General features: G+C 68.6%; 10 protein-coding genes. 5 read left to right on the plus strand and 5 right to left on the minus strand.

The features are described 5' to 3' along the window. Nucleotides 1-114: 114 nt before the first annotated feature. The 3 genes from ACFSCU_RS07315 to ACFSCU_RS07325 form a co-directional block, all read right to left on the minus strand. Nucleotides 115-1767, minus strand: coding sequence for an MBL fold metallo-hydrolase (locus ACFSCU_RS07315; protein WP_377560292.1), 1653 nt, complete (start codon nucleotides 1765-1767; stop codon nucleotides 115-117). 504 nt (nucleotides 1768-2271) lie between these two features. Then, on the minus strand, nucleotides 2272-3090 hold the full coding sequence (locus ACFSCU_RS07320; RefSeq protein ID WP_180549938.1) for a mechanosensitive ion channel family protein: 819 nt from the start codon (nucleotides 3088-3090) through the stop codon (nucleotides 2272-2274). 160 nt (nucleotides 3091-3250) lie between these two features. Further along, complete coding sequence (locus ACFSCU_RS07325) at nucleotides 3251-4381, minus strand: ABC transporter substrate-binding protein (RefSeq protein WP_180549937.1); 1131 nt, start codon at nucleotides 4379-4381, stop codon at nucleotides 3251-3253. A gap of 200 nt (nucleotides 4382-4581) precedes the next feature. Here ACFSCU_RS07325 and ACFSCU_RS07330 point away from each other — a divergent pair, with 200 nt between their 5' ends. The 5 genes from ACFSCU_RS07330 (at nucleotide 4582) to ACFSCU_RS07350 (ending at nucleotide 13900) form a co-directional block, all read left to right on the plus strand. Then, nucleotides 4582-5277, plus strand: a complete 696-nt coding sequence (locus tag ACFSCU_RS07330; protein ID WP_180549936.1) for an REP-associated tyrosine transposase — start codon at nucleotides 4582-4584, stop codon at nucleotides 5275-5277. Nucleotides 5278-5466: 189 nt separating this feature from the next. After that, nucleotides 5467-10245, plus strand: coding sequence for a glutamate synthase-related protein (locus ACFSCU_RS07335; RefSeq protein WP_377560294.1), 4779 nt, complete (start codon nucleotides 5467-5469; stop codon nucleotides 10243-10245). A 9-nt stretch (nucleotides 10246-10254) separates the two neighbouring features. Beyond that, on the plus strand, nucleotides 10255-10728 hold the full coding sequence (locus ACFSCU_RS07340; protein WP_377560296.1) for an OsmC family protein: 474 nt from the start codon (nucleotides 10255-10257) through the stop codon (nucleotides 10726-10728). A gap of 24 nt (nucleotides 10729-10752) precedes the next feature. Continuing rightward, nucleotides 10753-12243: a glutamate synthase subunit beta gene (locus tag ACFSCU_RS07345; RefSeq protein ID WP_377560297.1), complete on the plus strand. Its 1491-nt coding sequence runs from the start codon at nucleotides 10753-10755 to the stop codon at nucleotides 12241-12243. Between the two features lie 670 nt (nucleotides 12244-12913). Beyond that, the gene (locus tag ACFSCU_RS07350; protein WP_180549935.1) at nucleotides 12914-13900 is read left to right on the plus strand and encodes a diaminopimelate dehydrogenase; all 987 of its coding nucleotides are present in this window, start codon (nucleotides 12914-12916) and stop codon (nucleotides 13898-13900) included. 637 nt (nucleotides 13901-14537) lie between these two features. Here the strand turns inward: ACFSCU_RS07350 and ACFSCU_RS07355 are convergent. Further along, entirely contained in the window at nucleotides 14538-16523 is a 1986-nt protein-coding gene (locus ACFSCU_RS07355; RefSeq protein WP_377560298.1) for a sensor histidine kinase, read from the minus strand. After that, nucleotides 16513-17226 (minus strand): LuxR C-terminal-related transcriptional regulator, encoded by a 714-nt coding sequence (locus tag ACFSCU_RS07360; RefSeq protein ID WP_180551705.1) that lies wholly within the window; start codon nucleotides 17224-17226, stop codon nucleotides 16513-16515. The genes ACFSCU_RS07355 and ACFSCU_RS07360 overlap by 11 nt, the downstream gene beginning before the upstream one ends. Nucleotides 17227-17325 lie beyond the last annotated feature (99 nt).

Below are 17325 nucleotides of genomic sequence, written 5' to 3' on the forward strand. Positions count from 1 at the left end.
CGAACAAACGGCGCCAAGGCGTGTAGGAGCGGCAGAAGCCGCGAATCGAGTTCTCCTGGCCTCAGGCTCGCCTATTCGCGGCTTCCGCCGCTCCTGCATGGGTGCTGGGGGGCCTCAGTCGTTCCCCGGCTGCATGGCCTGGATGCGCTCCACATGCGCCAGCAGCGAGCGCTTGGCCACGGGCCACACGCGCGGCGGCACGTCGTCGTAGGCCTTGGCGACCCAGTCGTCCATGGTGCCGTCGGGGTCGGCCTGCATCACGGCCAGCACCTTGGCCTCGCGCGCCAGGCGGTGCTTTTTCAGGTGGGCGATGGTGTCGCGCGCGCTGCCCAGCACGTGGCCGTGGGCGGGCAGGATGAAGCGCGCGTCGTGCGCGGCGCAGGCGGCGTCGAGCTTGTCGAGCGAATCCAGGTAGGCCGTCATCTCGCCATCGGGCGGGTCGATGACGGTGGTGCTGCCGTTCAGGATGTGGTCGCCGCTGAACAGCAGGCCATCTTCCTCGAGCAGCAGGCACAGGTGGTTGGCGGCGTGGCCGGGCGTGTGGATGGCGCGCAGGGTGTGGGTGATTTCGCCCTCTGGGCCTTTGCCAGTCAGCGTGAGTCGCTCTCCATCCTGTAGCAAACGATCAGGCGTGAAGGCGCTGTTGGCGCGGGCCGTGGGCTGCGAGGGCAGGCCCAGGATGGGCGGCGGCGTGCCGTTGCACAGCGCCTGCAGCGGCTTGGCGCCGGGCGAATGGTCGGCGTGCGAATGGGTGCAGACGATGAGTTTGATGTTGCCGCCGGCGGCGCGCCACAGCCGCTCGATGTGCGCCGCATCGGCCGGGCCGGGGTCGATGGCGATGTAGCCGGTGCGCGGGTCGCCCACCAGGTAGCTGTTGGTGCCGGGGCCGGTCATGAAGCCGGGGTTGGGCGCGGTGAGGCGCTGCACGTTCTTCAGCAGCGGCACGGGCTGGTCGGTCTGCCAGTCGAGCTGGTGCAGCAGTTGCCCGTCGGGGCTGACCAGCTCCAGCTCGCCAAAGGGCGGCTCGTGCTCCATGTAGCGCGCTTCCTTGCCGGCCAGCCAGCCGGCTCGCGGGCAACTGGTCCACAGCGGGTGCTCGCCGGCGCAGGCGGCCAGCACCGCGTCCACGGTGGGGTGCACGGTCAGGCGCTGCAGGGTGCGGATGGTGGGGTAGATGATGAAGAACTGGCCCGCTTCGTGTCGCGTCAGCGCATCGGCGGGGCGCACCCACACGGGCTCGAACTGCTCGGCCTCGTCGGCCACGGGTGTCTGGCCCTCGGGCATGCGGGCGACGAGGAAGGGCACGTCGAAGCGGCGCGGCAGGTCACGGTCGGTGATCCAGTGCGCCAGCACGTACACGTCGGCGGCGGCCAGCGTGAGGCCGCGCGCGCTGCACTGCGGCACGAAGGGCGCGTGGCGGTCGAGCGCGGCGATGTCGTCGGCCGTGGCCGCCGTGCCGTCGGCATGGCGCGCCAGCAGCACGCCCAGTTCCTCGAAGCTCTCGCGGATGGCGGCGATGGCCTGCGTCAGGTGTTCGTCGCTTTGCGTGGGGCGGCGCGTGGCGTGGGCGTGTGCGGCAGCGTCGGCCGCGTCGATGCCGCCGCCGGGGAACACGTAGGCGCCGGGCGCGAAGCTGGCGGTGAGCGAGCGGCGCGTCATCAGCACCTCGATGCCGGCGGGCGTGTCGCGCAGCAGCAGCACGGTGGCGGCGGGGCGCAGCGGCGCGGGATCGCGCTGCGGATGCAGGAGTTGGCTGGGGCGGGGCATGGGCCGATTATGGGAGCGGCCTGCGCGCGGGGGTGTCGTGCCGGTGGCAGGGACGAGGCTGCGGCCGGGCGCTGCGGAATCGGGCGCTGCTGGTGCCGGAGCTTGATCCGGCTTGAATCTTCGGCCGTGGGCGCGGGCAGCGGGGTGGGCCGGTCGTGGTCAGAGCGGGTTGCCAGGGCTGGGTGCCGTGGATACTCCCTGGTAATCATGCCGCTGGCGCCCAACTGTAGGGATCTGGAAGACGATACTCCCCATGAATGCCCCGGCCGTGACGAGGAGTGGCGGCTGCGTGGGAGCGGGCTTGCCCGCGATGGCGGCGGCCCGCGCACTGTGGCGCTTCATCGCGGGCAAGCCCGCTCCTACAGCCGAAGGGATCAGATACTCCCTTGTATGCACCACGGTAGCGCTTATTGGGTAAGCGCTGGAGTCACATACTCCCCATCGAGAACGTGACGTGCCTGCGCTGACGGGCCAGCTTTCGGCGCCGCAGCCGGCCCCGCCCGCTCAGGCCGACGTCACCGTGCGGTGCGCCACCGGCAATTCGGGCACCGGGTAGCCGGCGGCACCGAAGGTTTCGACGATGGCCTTGTGGGTGTCGAAATAGACCTGCCAGTAGTGGTCGGTGTGCGTGTAGGGGCGCACGCACAGCTTGGGGCCTTCGGGCGTGAACTCGAGGATCTCGATGTCGGGTGCCGGGTCTTGCGCCACGTTGGGGATGGCGGCAATGACGGGGCGCAGCCGCGCGATGGCGTCCATCGGGTTCACGCTGTTGGCCACCTTGGCCACGCAGTCCACGCGGCGCACGGGCAGGGCGCTGTAGTTCTGGATGTTGTCGCCGAACACCTTGCCGTTGCCGACGATGGTGGTCACGTTGTCCATGGTGACGATGGTGGTGCCGAACAGGCCCAGCTCCTTCACCGTGCCGGTCACGCCGCCGGCCTGGATGAAGTCGCCCACCTTGTAGGGGCGCAGCACCTGCATGAACACGCCGGCGGCGAAGTTGCCCAGCATGCCGCTCCAGGCCGCGCCGATGGCCAGGCCCGCGCCGGCCAGCAGCGCCGCGAACGAGGTGGTGCGCACGCCGAAGATGTCCAGGATCGCCAGGATCAGGACGATGTTCAGCACGATGGCGATGATCGACTTCAGGTAGTTGGCCAGCGTGGCGTCGATCTTGCCGCCGCGCTCGAAGGCCTTGCCGATCAGGCCCACGGCCAGGTTGATCAGCCAGCGGCCGACGATCCAGGCGACGATGGCCGTCAGCAGCTTGATGCCGAAATCCACGCCCTGCGTGGTGATGAAGTTCCAGATGTCCTGCGTGTTCATGAGCGCCTCCCTCGGTCGATGAATGAACGGGTCGGCGCGACTGTTCCATGCCTGGGTGCGGGGCCGCATGACAGCGGCCACCGGGCGTGACTTTCGTCACGCGGCTGTGGCCCGTGGGCGCCCCTGGCCGGCCGCAGGCCGGTGCAGGGTTGCACTCAGATCAATACATCAGCTTGCCGCGGCTGTCGACCACGCCGATGTCGACGAACTCGGCACCGACGTTCTTGCCGTTGGCCGGGAAGTCGACCAGGTAGCCGCCCAGATCGACGCGCAGCTGGCGCAGCGCGGCGGCCACCTTGTCGGGCGTGGGGTTGGGGCCGGCGCGGCGGATGGCCTCGCCGGCGATGCGGGCGTTGACGTAGCCGATCATCTGCATCGACGAGCGCGCCTTCACCTCGGGCAGGAACTTGTCCATCGCGGCGCGGAAGTCGCGGCTCAGCGGGGTGTGCGGCACGTCGGGGTTGGGCGTGACCTGCGCCAGCGCGATGCCCACTGCGTCCTTCAGCGGCGCCTTCTCCAGAATGGCGCTGGCCGGTACGTAGGACATGCTGTAGATCGGCGTGCGGTCGCCCGCGGCGCGCAGGTCGCGCACCATGGCCGCGCCGCTGTTGGGCGTCAGGATCATCAGGTAGGTCTTGGCGTTGGCGGCCTTGAGCTGCTGCGCCACGGCCTTGAAGTCCTCCGACGCGGAGGGCGCGGCAATGCGCGCCGCAATCTCCACCTTCAGGCCCGGCGCCATCTCGTCGACGAAGCCCAGGCCCGACTTGCCGAAGGGGATGTCCTGGTACACCACGGCGATCTTGTTCAGCCCAATGGTGGACAGGTGCGTCAGCACGCGGCGCAGCTGCGCGCGGTCACCGGCCTGCACGTGGAACATCCAGGGGCTGCCGGGGTTGCGCAGCGCCTCGGCGCCGGGGGTGATGCCGACGAAGGGCGTGGCGACCTTGTCGAACGTCTTGTCCTTGAACATCGCCGTGACGTTGGCCGAACCCAGCAGGTTGATGAAGGCCACGGGGCGGTCGCGCTTGGCCACCTCCTGCACCAGGCGGATGGTTTCGTCGGCCTTGTACTGGTCGTCCTCGCGCACCAGGCGGACCTTCTGGCCGTTGATGCCGCCCTGGGCGTTGACCTGGTCGAAGTAGGCCTTGGCCCCTTCGTAGTTGGCGATGCCGTTGCCCGCCAGCGGCCCGGACATGGGGCCCACGTGCGCCACCACCACGTCCTGCGCATGGGCCATGTGCAGGGGCAGCGCCAGCAGGGCCGACGCGGCCCAATACCACAGTTTCTTCATGTCGAGTTCTCCCAGGCGCGGCCGCAACGGCGCGCGGATGGTTCAAGGGATGCTGAAAGCAAGTGGCGCCGACTCTACCGGCTTGCGGGCGATGCGCCTCACAACTTTGTCACGCTGGGCCAGACGGTGTGGGGTATGCGGGAAAACACGGGTCTGCGCATGAAAGCGCGCGACAAACCGAGGCTGGCTTAAGATTTGCCATGTCCCGCCTGCCCCGCCTCACGGTTCCCGGCTACCCGCACCACGTCATCCAGCGTGGCAACAACCGGCAGCCCATCGTGGTCGACGACGCCGACCGCCAGCGCCTGCTGGACGACCTGGCCGAGCACGCCCGCGCACATGGGGTGGCGGTGCACGCCTATGTGCTGATGAGCAACCACCTGCACCTGCTGGTCACGCCCGAGGCCGGCGACAGCCTGCCCTTGATGATGCAGGGCGTGGGTCGCGGCTACGTGCGCTGGTTCAACCGCCGGCATGGCCGCAGCGGCACGATGTGGGAAGGGCGCTACCGCAGCACCGTGATTGAGGCCGAGCGCCATCTGCTGGCCTGCATGGCCTACATCGACCTGAACCCCGTGCGCGCCGGCATGGTGGCGCGGCCGCAGGACTATCCCTGGTCGAGTCATGGGCACCACATCGGCCTGCGGACGGACCCGCTCATCACGCCCCATCCGCTGTACTGGCAACTGGGCAACACGCCGTTCGCGCGCGAGCGCGCCTATGCCGAGATGGTGGGCGCCGGCCTGAACCCGGACCAGATGACCGCATTGACGCGCGCTGCCCACAGCGGCTGGGCGTTGGGCGGGGCGGATTTCATCGCCGAGCTGCAGCGCCGCACCGAACGCCGGGTCGCGCGTGCCGCCGCAGGGCGGCCGCCCAAGCCGGCGGAAAACTGATTCAAACGGGGCATTGAGGCTCGTCAGTGTTTCACTTGGCGCTACGTTATTTGATATGTCCCTTATTATTCTGATTCATTCAATCTGGCAATTTAATTTTGATCTGACCCCAATTAAAAAACTTGGCGACGATGTTGCAGTGCACTATGCTCGCGCTTCCGGAATTGATCTGATGGATGGAATAGAGCGATGAGCACGCGTGCCGAACAACAGCAGTTGCAACAACAAGGCCTGTACGACCCGGCCCAGGAGCACGACGCCTGCGGCGTGGGCTTCGTGGCGCACCTGAAGGGCGAGAAGAGCCACGCCATCATCACCAACGCGCTGAAGATCCTCGAGAACCTCGACCACCGTGGCGCCGTGGGGGCCGATGCGCTGATGGGCGACGGCGCCGGCATCCTGATCCAGATGCCCGACGCGCTGTACCGCGCGGAGATGGCCAAACAGGGCGTCAAGCTGCCGCCGCCCGGCGAATACGGCGTCGGCATGATCTTCCTGCCCAAGGAACATGCCAGCCGCCTAGCGTGCGAGGAAGAACTGGAGCGCGCCATCAAGGCCGAAGGCCAGGTGCTGCTGGGATGGCGCGATGTGCCGGTGAACCGCGACATGCCGATGTCGCCCACCGTGCGCGCCAAGGAGCCGGTCATCCGCCAGGTGTTCATCGGCCGCGGCCACGACGTGATCGTGCAGGATTCGCTGGAGCGCAAGCTGTACGTGATTCGCAAAACCGCCAGCGCGCACATCCAGGCGCTGAAGCTCAAGCACAGCAAGGAGTACTACGTGCCGAGCATGAGCTCGCGCACCGTCATCTACAAGGGCCTGCTGCTGGCTGACCAGGTGGGCGAGTACTACCTCGACCTCAAGGACGAGCGCTGCGTTTCCGCGCTGGGCCTGGTGCACCAGCGCTTTTCCACCAACACCTTCCCCGAGTGGCCACTGGCCCACCCGTACCGCTACGTCGCGCACAACGGCGAGATCAACACCGTCAAGGGCAACTACAACTGGATGCGGGCGCGCGAGGGCGTGATGTCCTCTCCGGTGCTGGGGGCCGACCTGAAGAAGCTGTATCCCATCAGCTTCCCCGACCAGTCCGACACCGCCACCTTCGACAACTGCATCGAACTGCTCACCATGGCCGGCTACCCGCTGGCACAGGCGGCAATGATGATGATTCCCGAGCCGTGGGAGCAGCACACCACGATGGACGAGCGCCGCCGCGCGTTCTACGAATACCACGCGTCGATGCTGGAGCCCTGGGACGGCCCGGCTTCCATCGTGTTCACCGATGGCCGTCAGATCGGCGCCACGCTCGACCGCAACGGCCTGCGCCCGGCGCGCTACTGCGTGACCGATGACGACATCGTCATCATGGGCTCCGAATCCGGCGTGCTGCCGGTGCCCGAGCACAAGATCGTCAAGAAATGGCGCCTGCAGCCCGGCAAGATGTTCCTGATCGACCTGGAGCAGGGCCGCATGATCGACGACGAGGAGGTCAAGGCCAGCCTGGCCAACGCCAAGCCCTACAAGCGCTGGATCGAGGACCTGCGCATCCGCCTCGACGACGTGGTCAAGCCCGTGGCGGGCCTCGATGCCGAGGAGCTGCCGATCGCCGACACCGAGCCGCAGTCCTCCGGCGTCGAAAGCACGCCGCCCGCCATGCTCGATCTGCAGCAGGCTTTCGGCTACACGCAGGAGGACATCAAGTTCCTGATGAGCCCGATGGCCGTGAATGGCGAAGAGGGCATCGGCTCGATGGGCAACGACAGCCCGCTGGCCGTGCTGTCCGACAAGAACAAGCCGCTGTACAACTACTTCAAGCAGCTGTTCGCGCAGGTCACCAACCCGCCGATCGACCCGATCCGCGAGGCCATCGTGATGAGCCTGGTCAGCTTCATCGGCCCCAAGCCCAACCTGCTGGACATCAACCAGGTCAACCCGCCGATGCGGCTGGAAGTGAGCCAGCCGATTCTGGATGCGGCCGACATGGTCAAGCTGCGCAACATCGGCCGGCACACGCAGGGCAAGTTCGAAAGCAGCGTGCTCGACATCACCTACCCGCTGGGCTGGGGCCCCGAGGGCGTGGAAGCGCGCCTGGCCAGCCTGTGCGCGCACGCGGTGGATGCCATCAAGAGCGGCCACAACATCCTCATCATCAGCGACAAGGCCGTGGGGCCGGAGCGTGTGGCCATTCCGGCGCTGCTGGCGCTGTCGGCCATCCACCAGCACCTGATCCGCGAGGGCCTGCGCACCGCCGCCGGCCTGGTGGTGGAAACGGGCAGCGCACGCGAAGTGCACCACTTCGCCGTGCTGGCGGGCTATGGCGCCGAGGCCGTGCATCCCTGGCTGGCCATGGAGACGCTGGCCGCCATCCACAAGGATCTGCCGGGCGATCTGAGCGCCGAGAAGGCGATCTACAACTACGTCAAGGCGATCGGCAAGGGCCTGTCGAAGATCATGTCCAAGATGGGCGTGAGCACCTACATGAGCTACTGCGGCGCCCAGCTGTTCGAGGCCATCGGCATCAACAGCGCCACGGTGCAGAAGTACTTCACCGGCACCGCCAGCCGGGTCGAGGGCATCGGCGTGTTCGAGATTGCCGAAGAAGCCCTGCGCCGCCACCGCGGTGCCTTCGGCAGCGATCCGATCATGACCGACATGCTCGACGCCGGTGGCGAATACGCCTGGCGCACCCGCGGCGAAGAGCACATGTGGAGCCCCGACGCCATCGCCAAGCTGCAGCACAGCACGCGCGCCAACAACTGGAGCACCTACAAGGAATACGCCCAGCTCATCAACGACCAGAGCAAGCGCCACATGACGCTGCGCGGCCTGTTCGAGTTCAAGGTCGACCCGGCCAAGGCGATTCCGGTCGACGAGGTAGAGCCGGCCAAGGAAATCGTCAAGCGCTTCGCCACCGGCGCCATGTCGCTCGGCTCCATTTCAACGGAAGCCCACGCTACGCTGGCCGTCGCCATGAACCGCATCGGCGGCAAGAGCAACACCGGCGAGGGCGGCGAGGACGCGGCGCGCTATCGGCAGGAACTGAAGGGCATCCCGATCAAGCAGGGCGCCACGCTGGCGTCGGTGATCGGCGAGGACGTGGTCGAGGTCGACCTGCCGCTGGCCGAAGGCGACAGCCTGCGCAGCCGCATCAAGCAGGTGGCCTCGGGCCGCTTCGGCGTCACGGCCGAATACCTGGCCAGCGCCGACCAGATCCAGATCAAGATGGCGCAAGGCGCCAAGCCCGGCGAGGGCGGCCAGCTGCCGGGTGGCAAGGTCAGCGACTACATCGGACGCCTGCGCCACAGCGTGCCGGGCGTGGGGCTCATCAGCCCGCCGCCGCACCACGACATCTATTCGATCGAGGACCTGGCGCAGCTGATCCACGACCTGAAGAACGTGGCGCCGCACAGCGACATCAGCGTCAAGCTGGTGTCCGAGGTCGGGGTCGGCACCATCGCCGCCGGCGTGGCCAAGTGCAAGAGCGACCACGTGGTGATCGCCGGGCACGACGGCGGCACGGGCGCGTCGCCTTGGTCGTCGATCAAGCACGCCGGCTCGCCGTGGGAAATCGGCCTGGCCGAAACGCAGCAGACGCTGGTGCTGAACCGCCTGCGTGGCCGCATCCGCGTGCAGGCCGACGGCCAGATGAAGACCGGCCGCGACGTCGCCATCGGCGCGCTGCTGGGCGCCGACGAATTCGGCTTCGCCACCGCGCCGCTGGTGGTCGAAGGCTGCATCATGATGCGCAAGTGCCACCTCAACACCTGCCCGGTCGGCGTGGCCACGCAGGATCCGGTGCTGCGCGCCAAGTTCACCGGCAAGCCCGAACACGTGGTCAACTACTTCTTCTTCGTCGCTGAAGAGGTGCGCCAGATCATGGCGCAATTGGGCATCCGCAAGTTCGACGACCTGATCGGCCGCAGCGACCTGCTCGACATGAAGCAGGGCATCGCGCACTGGAAGGCCAGGGGCCTGGACTTCAGCCGCCTGTTCGCGCAGCCGGACGTGCCGGCCGATGTGCCGCGCTTCCACGTCGCCACGCAGGACCACGGGTTGGAGAAATCGCTCGACAACCGCCTGATCGAGAAGTCCCGCCCCGCCATCGACCAGGGCGAGGCTGTCAAGATCATGGACACGGCGCGCAACGTCAACCGCTCGGTCGGCGCCATGCTGTCGGGCGCGGTGACCAAGGTGCACCCCGAAGGCCTGCCCGACGACACCATCCGCATTCAGCTCGAGGGCACGGGCGGCCAGTCGTTCGGCGCCTTCCTGTGCAAGGGCATCACGCTGCAGCTGATCGGCGATGCGAACGACTACACCGGCAAGGGCCTGTCGGGCGGGCGCATCGCCATCCGCCCCAGCCTGGATTTCCGCGGCAACGCGCACGACAACATCATCGTTGGCAACACCGTGATGTACGGCGCCACCACGGGCGAGGCGTTCTTCAGCGGCGTGGCGGGCGAGCGCTTCGGCGTGCGCCTGTCGGGCGCCACGGCGGTCGTAGAGGGCACGGGCGACCACGGCTGCGAATACATGACGGGCGGCACCGTGGTGGTGCTGGGCAAGACGGGCCGCAACTTCGCCGCCGGCATGTCGGGCGGCGTGGCCTACGTCTACGACGAGGATGGCCAGTTCGCCAAGCGCTGCAACCTGTCGATGGTCACGCTGGAGAAAGTGCTGCCCGCCGCCGAGCAGAAGGCGAATGTCGACGCCGGCATCTGGCACCGTGGCCAGACCGACGAGGAGCAACTGAAGCAGTTGCTCGACGACCACCTGCGCTGGACCGGCAGCCGCCGCGCCCGCGAACTGCTCGACCAGTGGGCCACCGCGCGCGACAAGTTCGTGAAGGTGTTCCCCACCGAGTACAAGCGCGCGCTGGGCGAGATTCATGCGCGAAAACAGGCTGCAGCGCAGGCTGGAAAAGCGCTGAAAGCTACCAAAAAAGAAGCAACCCCGGCAAAGTGAGGGTGCGCGATGGCAAGCTACAACGCTGAACTGACGTGGGAGCGAGAGGGGCAGGATTTCCTGTCCAACCGCTACAGCCGCCGCCACCTGATCCGCTTCGATGGGGGGGTGGAACTGCCCGGCTCCTCGTCGCCACACGTGGTGCCGCTGCCGTGGTCGGACGCGTCGGCGGTCGACCCCGAGGAGGCCTTTGTCGCCGCCCTGGCCAGCTGCCACATGCTGTGGTTCCTGTCCATCGCGGCCCAGCGCGGTTTCTGCGTCGACCGCTACGAGGACGCCGCCGAGGGCGTGATGGCGCGCAACGCCGAGCGCCGCATGGCGATGACCGTGGTCACGCTGCGGCCGGCCGTGTGGTTCTCGGGCGAGCGCCTGCCGAACGCGGGCGACATCGCCGCCATGCACCACGAAGCGCACGAGGAATGCTTCATCGCCAACTCCGTCAAGACCGACGTGCGCTGCGAGCCGCGCGTGGTCGCGGGCTGAAAGAACATTGAAGAGAGAAACATCATGGGAAAAGTCACCGGCTTCATGGAATTCGAGCGCATCGACGAGGGCTACGCGCCCGTGGCCGAGCGCGTGAAGCACTACAAGGAATTCGTCATCACCCTCGATGACGCGCAGGCCCGGCAACAGGGCGCGCGCTGCATGGACTGCGGCACGCCGTTCTGCAACCACGGCTGCCCGGTCAACAACATCATTCCGGACTTCAATGACCTGGTGTACCGGGGCGACTGGAAGAACGCCTTCGCGGTGCTTGACTCGACCAACAACTTCCCCGAGTTCACCGGCCGCATCTGCCCGGCGCCGTGCGAGGCGGCCTGCGTGCTGAACATCAACAACGACCCGGTGGGCATCAAGTCGATCGAGCACGCCATCATCGACCGCGCCTGGGCCGAGGGCTGGGTGGTGCCGCGCCCGGCGCTGCGTAAGACCGGCAAGAAAGTCGCCGTGGTCGGCGCCGGCCCGGCCGGCCTGGCGGCAGCGCAGCAGCTGGCGCGCGCCGGCCACGCCGTGACCCTGTTCGAGAAGAACGACCGCATCGGCGGCCTGCTGCGCTACGGCATCCCCGACTTCAAGCTCGACAAGGCGCACATCGACAAGCGCGTGGCGCAGATGGAGGCCGAGGGCGTGACCTTCCGCACCGGCGTGCTGGTGGGCGGCATGCCGGGCGAAGGCCCCGGCGCCAAGGTCACCAACCTGGCCAAGGAAACCGTGTCGGCTGCGCAGCTGATGCAGGACTTCGACGCCGTGCTGCTGACCGGCGGCGCCGAGCAGTCGCGCGACCTGCCGGTACCGGGGCGCGAGCTGGACGGCGTGCACTTCGCCATGGAGCTGTTGCTGCAGCAGAACCGCGCCAACGCCGGCGACAAGCTGAAGGACGCCATCAACGCCAAGGGCAAGCACGTCATCGTCATCGGCGGCGGCGACACCGGCAGCGACTGCGTGGGCACCAGCAACCGCCACGGCGCCAAGAGCGTGACGCAGTTCGAGGTCATGCCCATGCCACCCGAGCACGAGAACAAGCCGCTGGTGTGGCCCTACTGGCCGATCAAGCTGCGCACCTCGTCGAGCCACGAGGAGGGCGCGGCGCGCGAGTTCGCCATTTCCACCAAGGAGTTCGTCGGCGATGGAAAAGATGGCAAGAGTGGCAAGGTCAAGGCGCTCCGCACCGCGCAGGTCCAGTTCAAGGACGGCAAGCTGACCGAAGTGCCCGGCACCGAGAAGGAATGGCCGGCCGACCTGGTGCTGCTGGCCATGGGCTTCACCAACCCGGTCGCCAGCGTGCTCGAAGCCTTCGGCGTCGACAAGGACGCGCGCGGCAACGCCAAGGCCACGACCGAGGCCGCCGGCGGCTACGCCACCAACGTGAAGAAGGTGTTCGCGGCCGGCGACATGCGGCGTGGGCAGTCGCTGGTCGTGTGGGCGATCAGGGAAGGCCGCCAGGCAGCACGCGCCGTCGATGAGTTCCTGATGGGATCGAGCGACCTGCCGCGTTGAGGCGTCGGGGCGCGGCCCTCCCTGATCGCCCGGCGGGCGGCGTGACAACCTGCACGCTGACCGCGTGCAGGGGAAGGGCCGCCAGGCCGCGCGTGCGGTGGATGAGTTCCTGATGGGTTCAAGCGACCTGCCGCGTTGAGGCGTTAGGGGTGCGGCCCTCCCTGATCGCCCGGCGGGCGGCATGACGACCTGCACGCTGACCGCGTGCGTGGCAAGAAGGTCGCCAGGCAGCGCGCGCCGCCGATGAATTGCTGACGGATGTCAGCGACCCGCCTCATCGGTGCGGCAAACGGGGGGGGGACTTCCGAAATTTTTTGCCAATCAATAATTTGCTTTTGCGCCCGTCCATCAGGCGCAAGCAGCTATTCTTTTCAAACCAGTTCGCCGCACCAATCCGTTATCGCTTGTTCAGGCCCCCAGCGGCCACCGCCCAGCCCCTGTGGGAGCGGCCTTGGCCGCGATGGCGGCGCACCGCCCGCGCGGTGCCTGATCACGGCCCAAGCCGTGTCCACCACCGCCCAACCCGCCCGCCAGGCCGCCCGCGGCGCCGGCTTCCGGCCCGCACCCCCACCCCCGCTCAGACATAATCCAGCGGCCCGCCGGCGCCCCGCGCGCCAGCCTGCCATTGATGACCCGGCCGCCCCGGCCCCGCACGCAACCAGCATTCCCCATGACATCTCCCATTCGCATCGCCATTGCCGGCCACGGCAACCTGGGCCGCGGCGTCGAGGCCGCCGTCGCCCGCAGCCCCGACATGCAGCTCGTCGGCATCTACACCCGCCGCCCGCCCGCGCAACTGCAGCCGCTCACCGCCGGCGTGCCGGTGCACGGCATGGACGCGCTGGCCGGCCACACCGGGCAGATCGACGTGCTGATCCTGTGCGGCGGCTCCAAGCAGGACCTGCCCGAGCAGGGCCCGCAACTGGCCGCACTGTTCAACACCGTCGACAGCTTCGACACCCACGCCCGCATCCCCGAATACTTCGCCGCCGTCGACGCGCCGGCGCGTGCCAACCACAAGACCGCGCTCATCTCCGCCGGCTGGGACCCCGGCATGTTCTCCATCAACCGCGTCATCGGCGAGGCGCTGCTGCCCGAAGGCGCCACCTACACCTTCTGGGGCAAGGGCCTCAGCCAGGGCCACTCCGACGCCATCCGCCGCGTGCCCGGCGTGGCCGGCGGCGTGCAGTACACCGTGCCGGTGCCCGCCGCGGTGGAGCAGGTGCGCAGCGGCACCCGCCCGCAACTCACCACGCGGCAGAAGCACACGCGCGAATGCTTCGTGGTGCTGGCCGATGGCGCCGATGCCGACACGGTGCGGCGCGCCATCGTCACCATGCCGCACTACTTCGACGAGTACGACACCACCGTCACCTTCATCAGCGCCGACGAACTGCGCCGCGACCACGGCGCCATGCCGCACGGCGGCTTCGTCATCCGCAGCGGCAGCACCAGCGCCGGCACCACGCAGGTGATCGAGTACGGCCTGAAGCTCGACAGCAACCCCGAGTTCACCTCGGCCGTGCTGGTGGCCTATGCGCGCGCCGTGCACCGCCTGCACGGCCAAGGCCAGTACGGCGCCAAGACCGTGTTCGACGTGGCGCCCGGCCTGCTGTCGCCGCACAGCGCCGAGCAGCTGCGCGCCGAGCAGCTGTAGGCGGCGCCAAGGGGCGATGGGCGGCGCTGTGCCTGTCCGCCCTGGGCATCTGCATATCTGCCGGCACTGGCGCCGAACCAGCACCTCCCAACCCCGTCATTCCGGCGCAAGCCGGAATCCAGAGCGCTTGCGCACACCGATGGGTGGCTGGAGGCCAAGTGGATTCCGGCTTGCGCCGGAATGACGCAGGGGCAGGCCAGCGCGGTCACCCAGCCATCCGGTCATCCAGAGCGGCAAGGGCATGATGGATGGTCAAGCCACCGACTTGAAGGTGCGCTGAATTCTTGAGTCCAGAGAACGCCAGGACTTCGCAAAAGGCGCAGAACAAGATGGTGAAAACCTTGCGTGACTTCAGCTTTCACAAGCGATGGTGGCTATCTTCCTTGCTTGATGATCAAGAGGCGTCAGATGACGCAGCGACCGCATCCCCCGTGTGGGAGCGGGCTTGCCCGCGATCAAGCGTTGGTGGCGACGAGGCGCCTCATCGCGGGCAAGCCCGCTCCCACACCAGGGTCTGAGACTTCAAGCTTCCCTGATGAACGGCAGATGATTCTTCTGCGTCTTCTGCGTCTTCTGCGCTGCCTTGGCGATTTTCGCGTTCAAGGGTTTTTCAAGTTGCTTTCTTGCGAGTCATGCATCAGCCCCGCCGCAGCGGCAGCCACAGCGTGAACACCGTGCCGCGCTCGCCACCGGGCGCCCAGGCACAGTCGCCGCCCAGCAGCGCCACCCGGCTGCGGATATTGCCCAGCCCGCGGCGGCCGGGCGGCAGCGCCTCGGGCGGCGGCGGGCTGAAGGGCCGGCCATCGTCGGCGATGCGCACCACCACGCCGGGCACGCCGCCCTGCGCCTGTTCGGCGGTCGACACCGTGATCTCGCGCGCCCCACTGTGCTTGACGATGTTGGTCAGCACCTCCTGCAGGATGCGCAGCACGTGCAGGGCGCTCTGCGCGTCCAGCCAGGGCAGGGGCGGCACGTCCTGCACCGCCCAGTGCAGCGCCAGGCCGGCGCCCTCCAGGCGCGGGCCAAGCCGGAAGCGCAGCGTCGCCAGCAGCGCCAGCAGGTCGGCGTCCAGCGGCTCCAGCGAGTCGATCGAGATCTTCAGGTCGTCGATGCACTCCTTCAGCACCTGCGCCACGTCCACGCGGTCGCGCTCGCCGTGCTCGATCACGCGCAGCGCCGTCATCAGCGACGAGCCCATGCCGTCGTGCATCTCGCGCATCAGGCGCTGGCGCTCGGTCATCAGCGTCTGCTCGCGCTCCACCTGGCGCAGGCGCTCGTGGCTGGCGGCCAGTTCCGCCTCTCGCTCGGCCAGGCGGCGCTCCAGCGTCGCATTGGCCTGGGCCGCCACGTCAAGCGCGCGCACGTAGCGCGTGTAGGCGATCAGCAGGAACATGGTGAACAGCCCCACGTAGACGTAGGGCGTGAGGTAGATCGACTCGATGTCGCCGCGGTAGCTTTGCAGCCCCAGGTCGTGAAAGCCGATCGGCAGCGACAGCAGCAGCCACAGCGCCAGCAGCGCGCTGCCCCAGGTGCGCCGCTGGATGGCGCCCCACACCCCCACGCCGATCATCACCAGCCCCGGCGGAATCAGCGCCAGCCGCAGCGCCGGCAGCGCGGTGTTCAGCTCCAGCAGCCCCAGCGGCGGCAGCGTGATCAGGCACGCCGCGCCCACGTACAGCAGCATGGCGGCCTTCAGGCGCGGCAGGCGCAGCTGGTTGATGACGCACAGGAACAGGAACGAGCACAGCGCCGACCCCATGGAGCCGGCCACGTAGGCCAGCCAGGCGAACCACTCGTCCGGCAGGCCGAAGCCCTCGCTGTCCACCATGTAGTGCAGCATCGACAGCACCTGGAACACCGACATCACGAAGAACAGCAGGTACAGCCCCTCGCCGCGCCGCCGCCGTGCCAGCCAAAGCAGCAGTGCGAACAGGCCGATCACCAGGTACGAGCCGCGCGAGAACGCCACCCCGTCCGCCTGCAGCAGCGTGCGCGCACGCCACGACGCCAGCAGCGCCTCGGCCGGGCCCACCCACAGCGTGGACAGCGCGCCGCCCACGCCCTGCTGGCTGGCCATGCGCACGTGCAGCGTCAGCGTGGTGTCGGCCGGCGTCGCGCCGCCCAGGTCGATCCACACCGGCCGGTTGGTGCTGTTCCAGGTGCGGCTGCCGCGCGTCTGCCACAGCAGCCGGTCGTTGGCGTACACCGCCACCGTGCCCGAAGTCTGCCAGCGCGGGATGTACACGCGCGGCCCCTGCGGCGACGCCGCCAGTGCCGCCGCCGGCACCTGCAGCCGGTACCAGGCCACCTGCGGCGGCGCCTGCGCCGCCTTCGCCGGGGTGGCCACCGCGCGCGGCCGCACGTGCGGCAGCGCCACCGTCTGCCACGGCGTGGCGGCCTCCAGCACGGCGTCGTCGCTGTGCGTCAGCGTGTCCGGCGGCGCCCAGCTGCCCGAAGGCGAGTGCCACAGCTCGGCCTGCGTCAGGTGCAGGGCCGGCGGCGCCGCCGCGCACACCGGCTGCGCCAGCGCCAGCAGCCAGCTGATGAATGCAAAAACAATAGCTTCCCGCGCTTGTCTGGCGCGGGATATAGGTCTTTTCCTTTCAAAACCATCAACCGCCATCCAGCAACCCCTGATGCGCCGCCACGCGCACCGCCTCGCCGCGCGACTTCACCTGCAGCTTGGCGTAGATGCGCCGCACGAAGGTGCGCGCCGTGTGCGGCGACACCACCAGCGCCTGCGCCACCTCGGCCAGCGTGTGCCCGCGCGACACCAGGCGCAGCACCTCCAGCTCGCGCGCCGACAGGCTGGGCAGCTCGTCGCCCGCGGCGGCCTCGATGGCCTCGGCAACGTCGGCGGCCGGCGCGCCGCCGCGCTGCGCATGCAGCAGCAGCTTGCGCGCCACCAGCGGGTTGATCGGGCTGCCGCCGGCGTGCAGGCTGCGCACCTCGCCGATCACCGCCTCCGGCGTCGCGTCCTTCAGCAGATAGCCCATGGCCCCGGCCTCGATCGCCGCCAGCACGTGTTCCTCGTCGCCGAAGATCGTGCTCACCATCGGCGCCACGCCCGGCCAGCGCGTGCGCGCCGCGGCGATCACGTCCAGCCCGCTGCCGTCCGGCAGGCCCAGGTCCACCAGCAGCACATCGGGCGCCTGCGCCATCCGGTCGCCCAGCGCCGCCAGCGCCTCGGCCCGGGTCGCCGCGGCCCAAAGCAGCCGCATGTCCGGCGCCGCGTTCGGCGCCGCCACCAGCGCGATGCGGCAGGCCGCGTCGTCCTCCACCACGGCGACGTCGATGGCACTGGCAGCGGGCGATGTGGGCGTCATGCGCGCATCTTGCCGCCATTTGGCCGGCGCCGTCATGTCGCCAGAAATGGCGACATGCCAACGACCATGGCTCGGCTACGCTTGGCCGCGCTTGCGTCC

It is taken from the genome of Ottowia beijingensis, assembly GCF_042680925.1.
In the GTDB taxonomy this organism is placed as follows: domain Bacteria; phylum Pseudomonadota; class Gammaproteobacteria; order Burkholderiales; family Burkholderiaceae_C; genus Ottowia; species Ottowia beijingensis.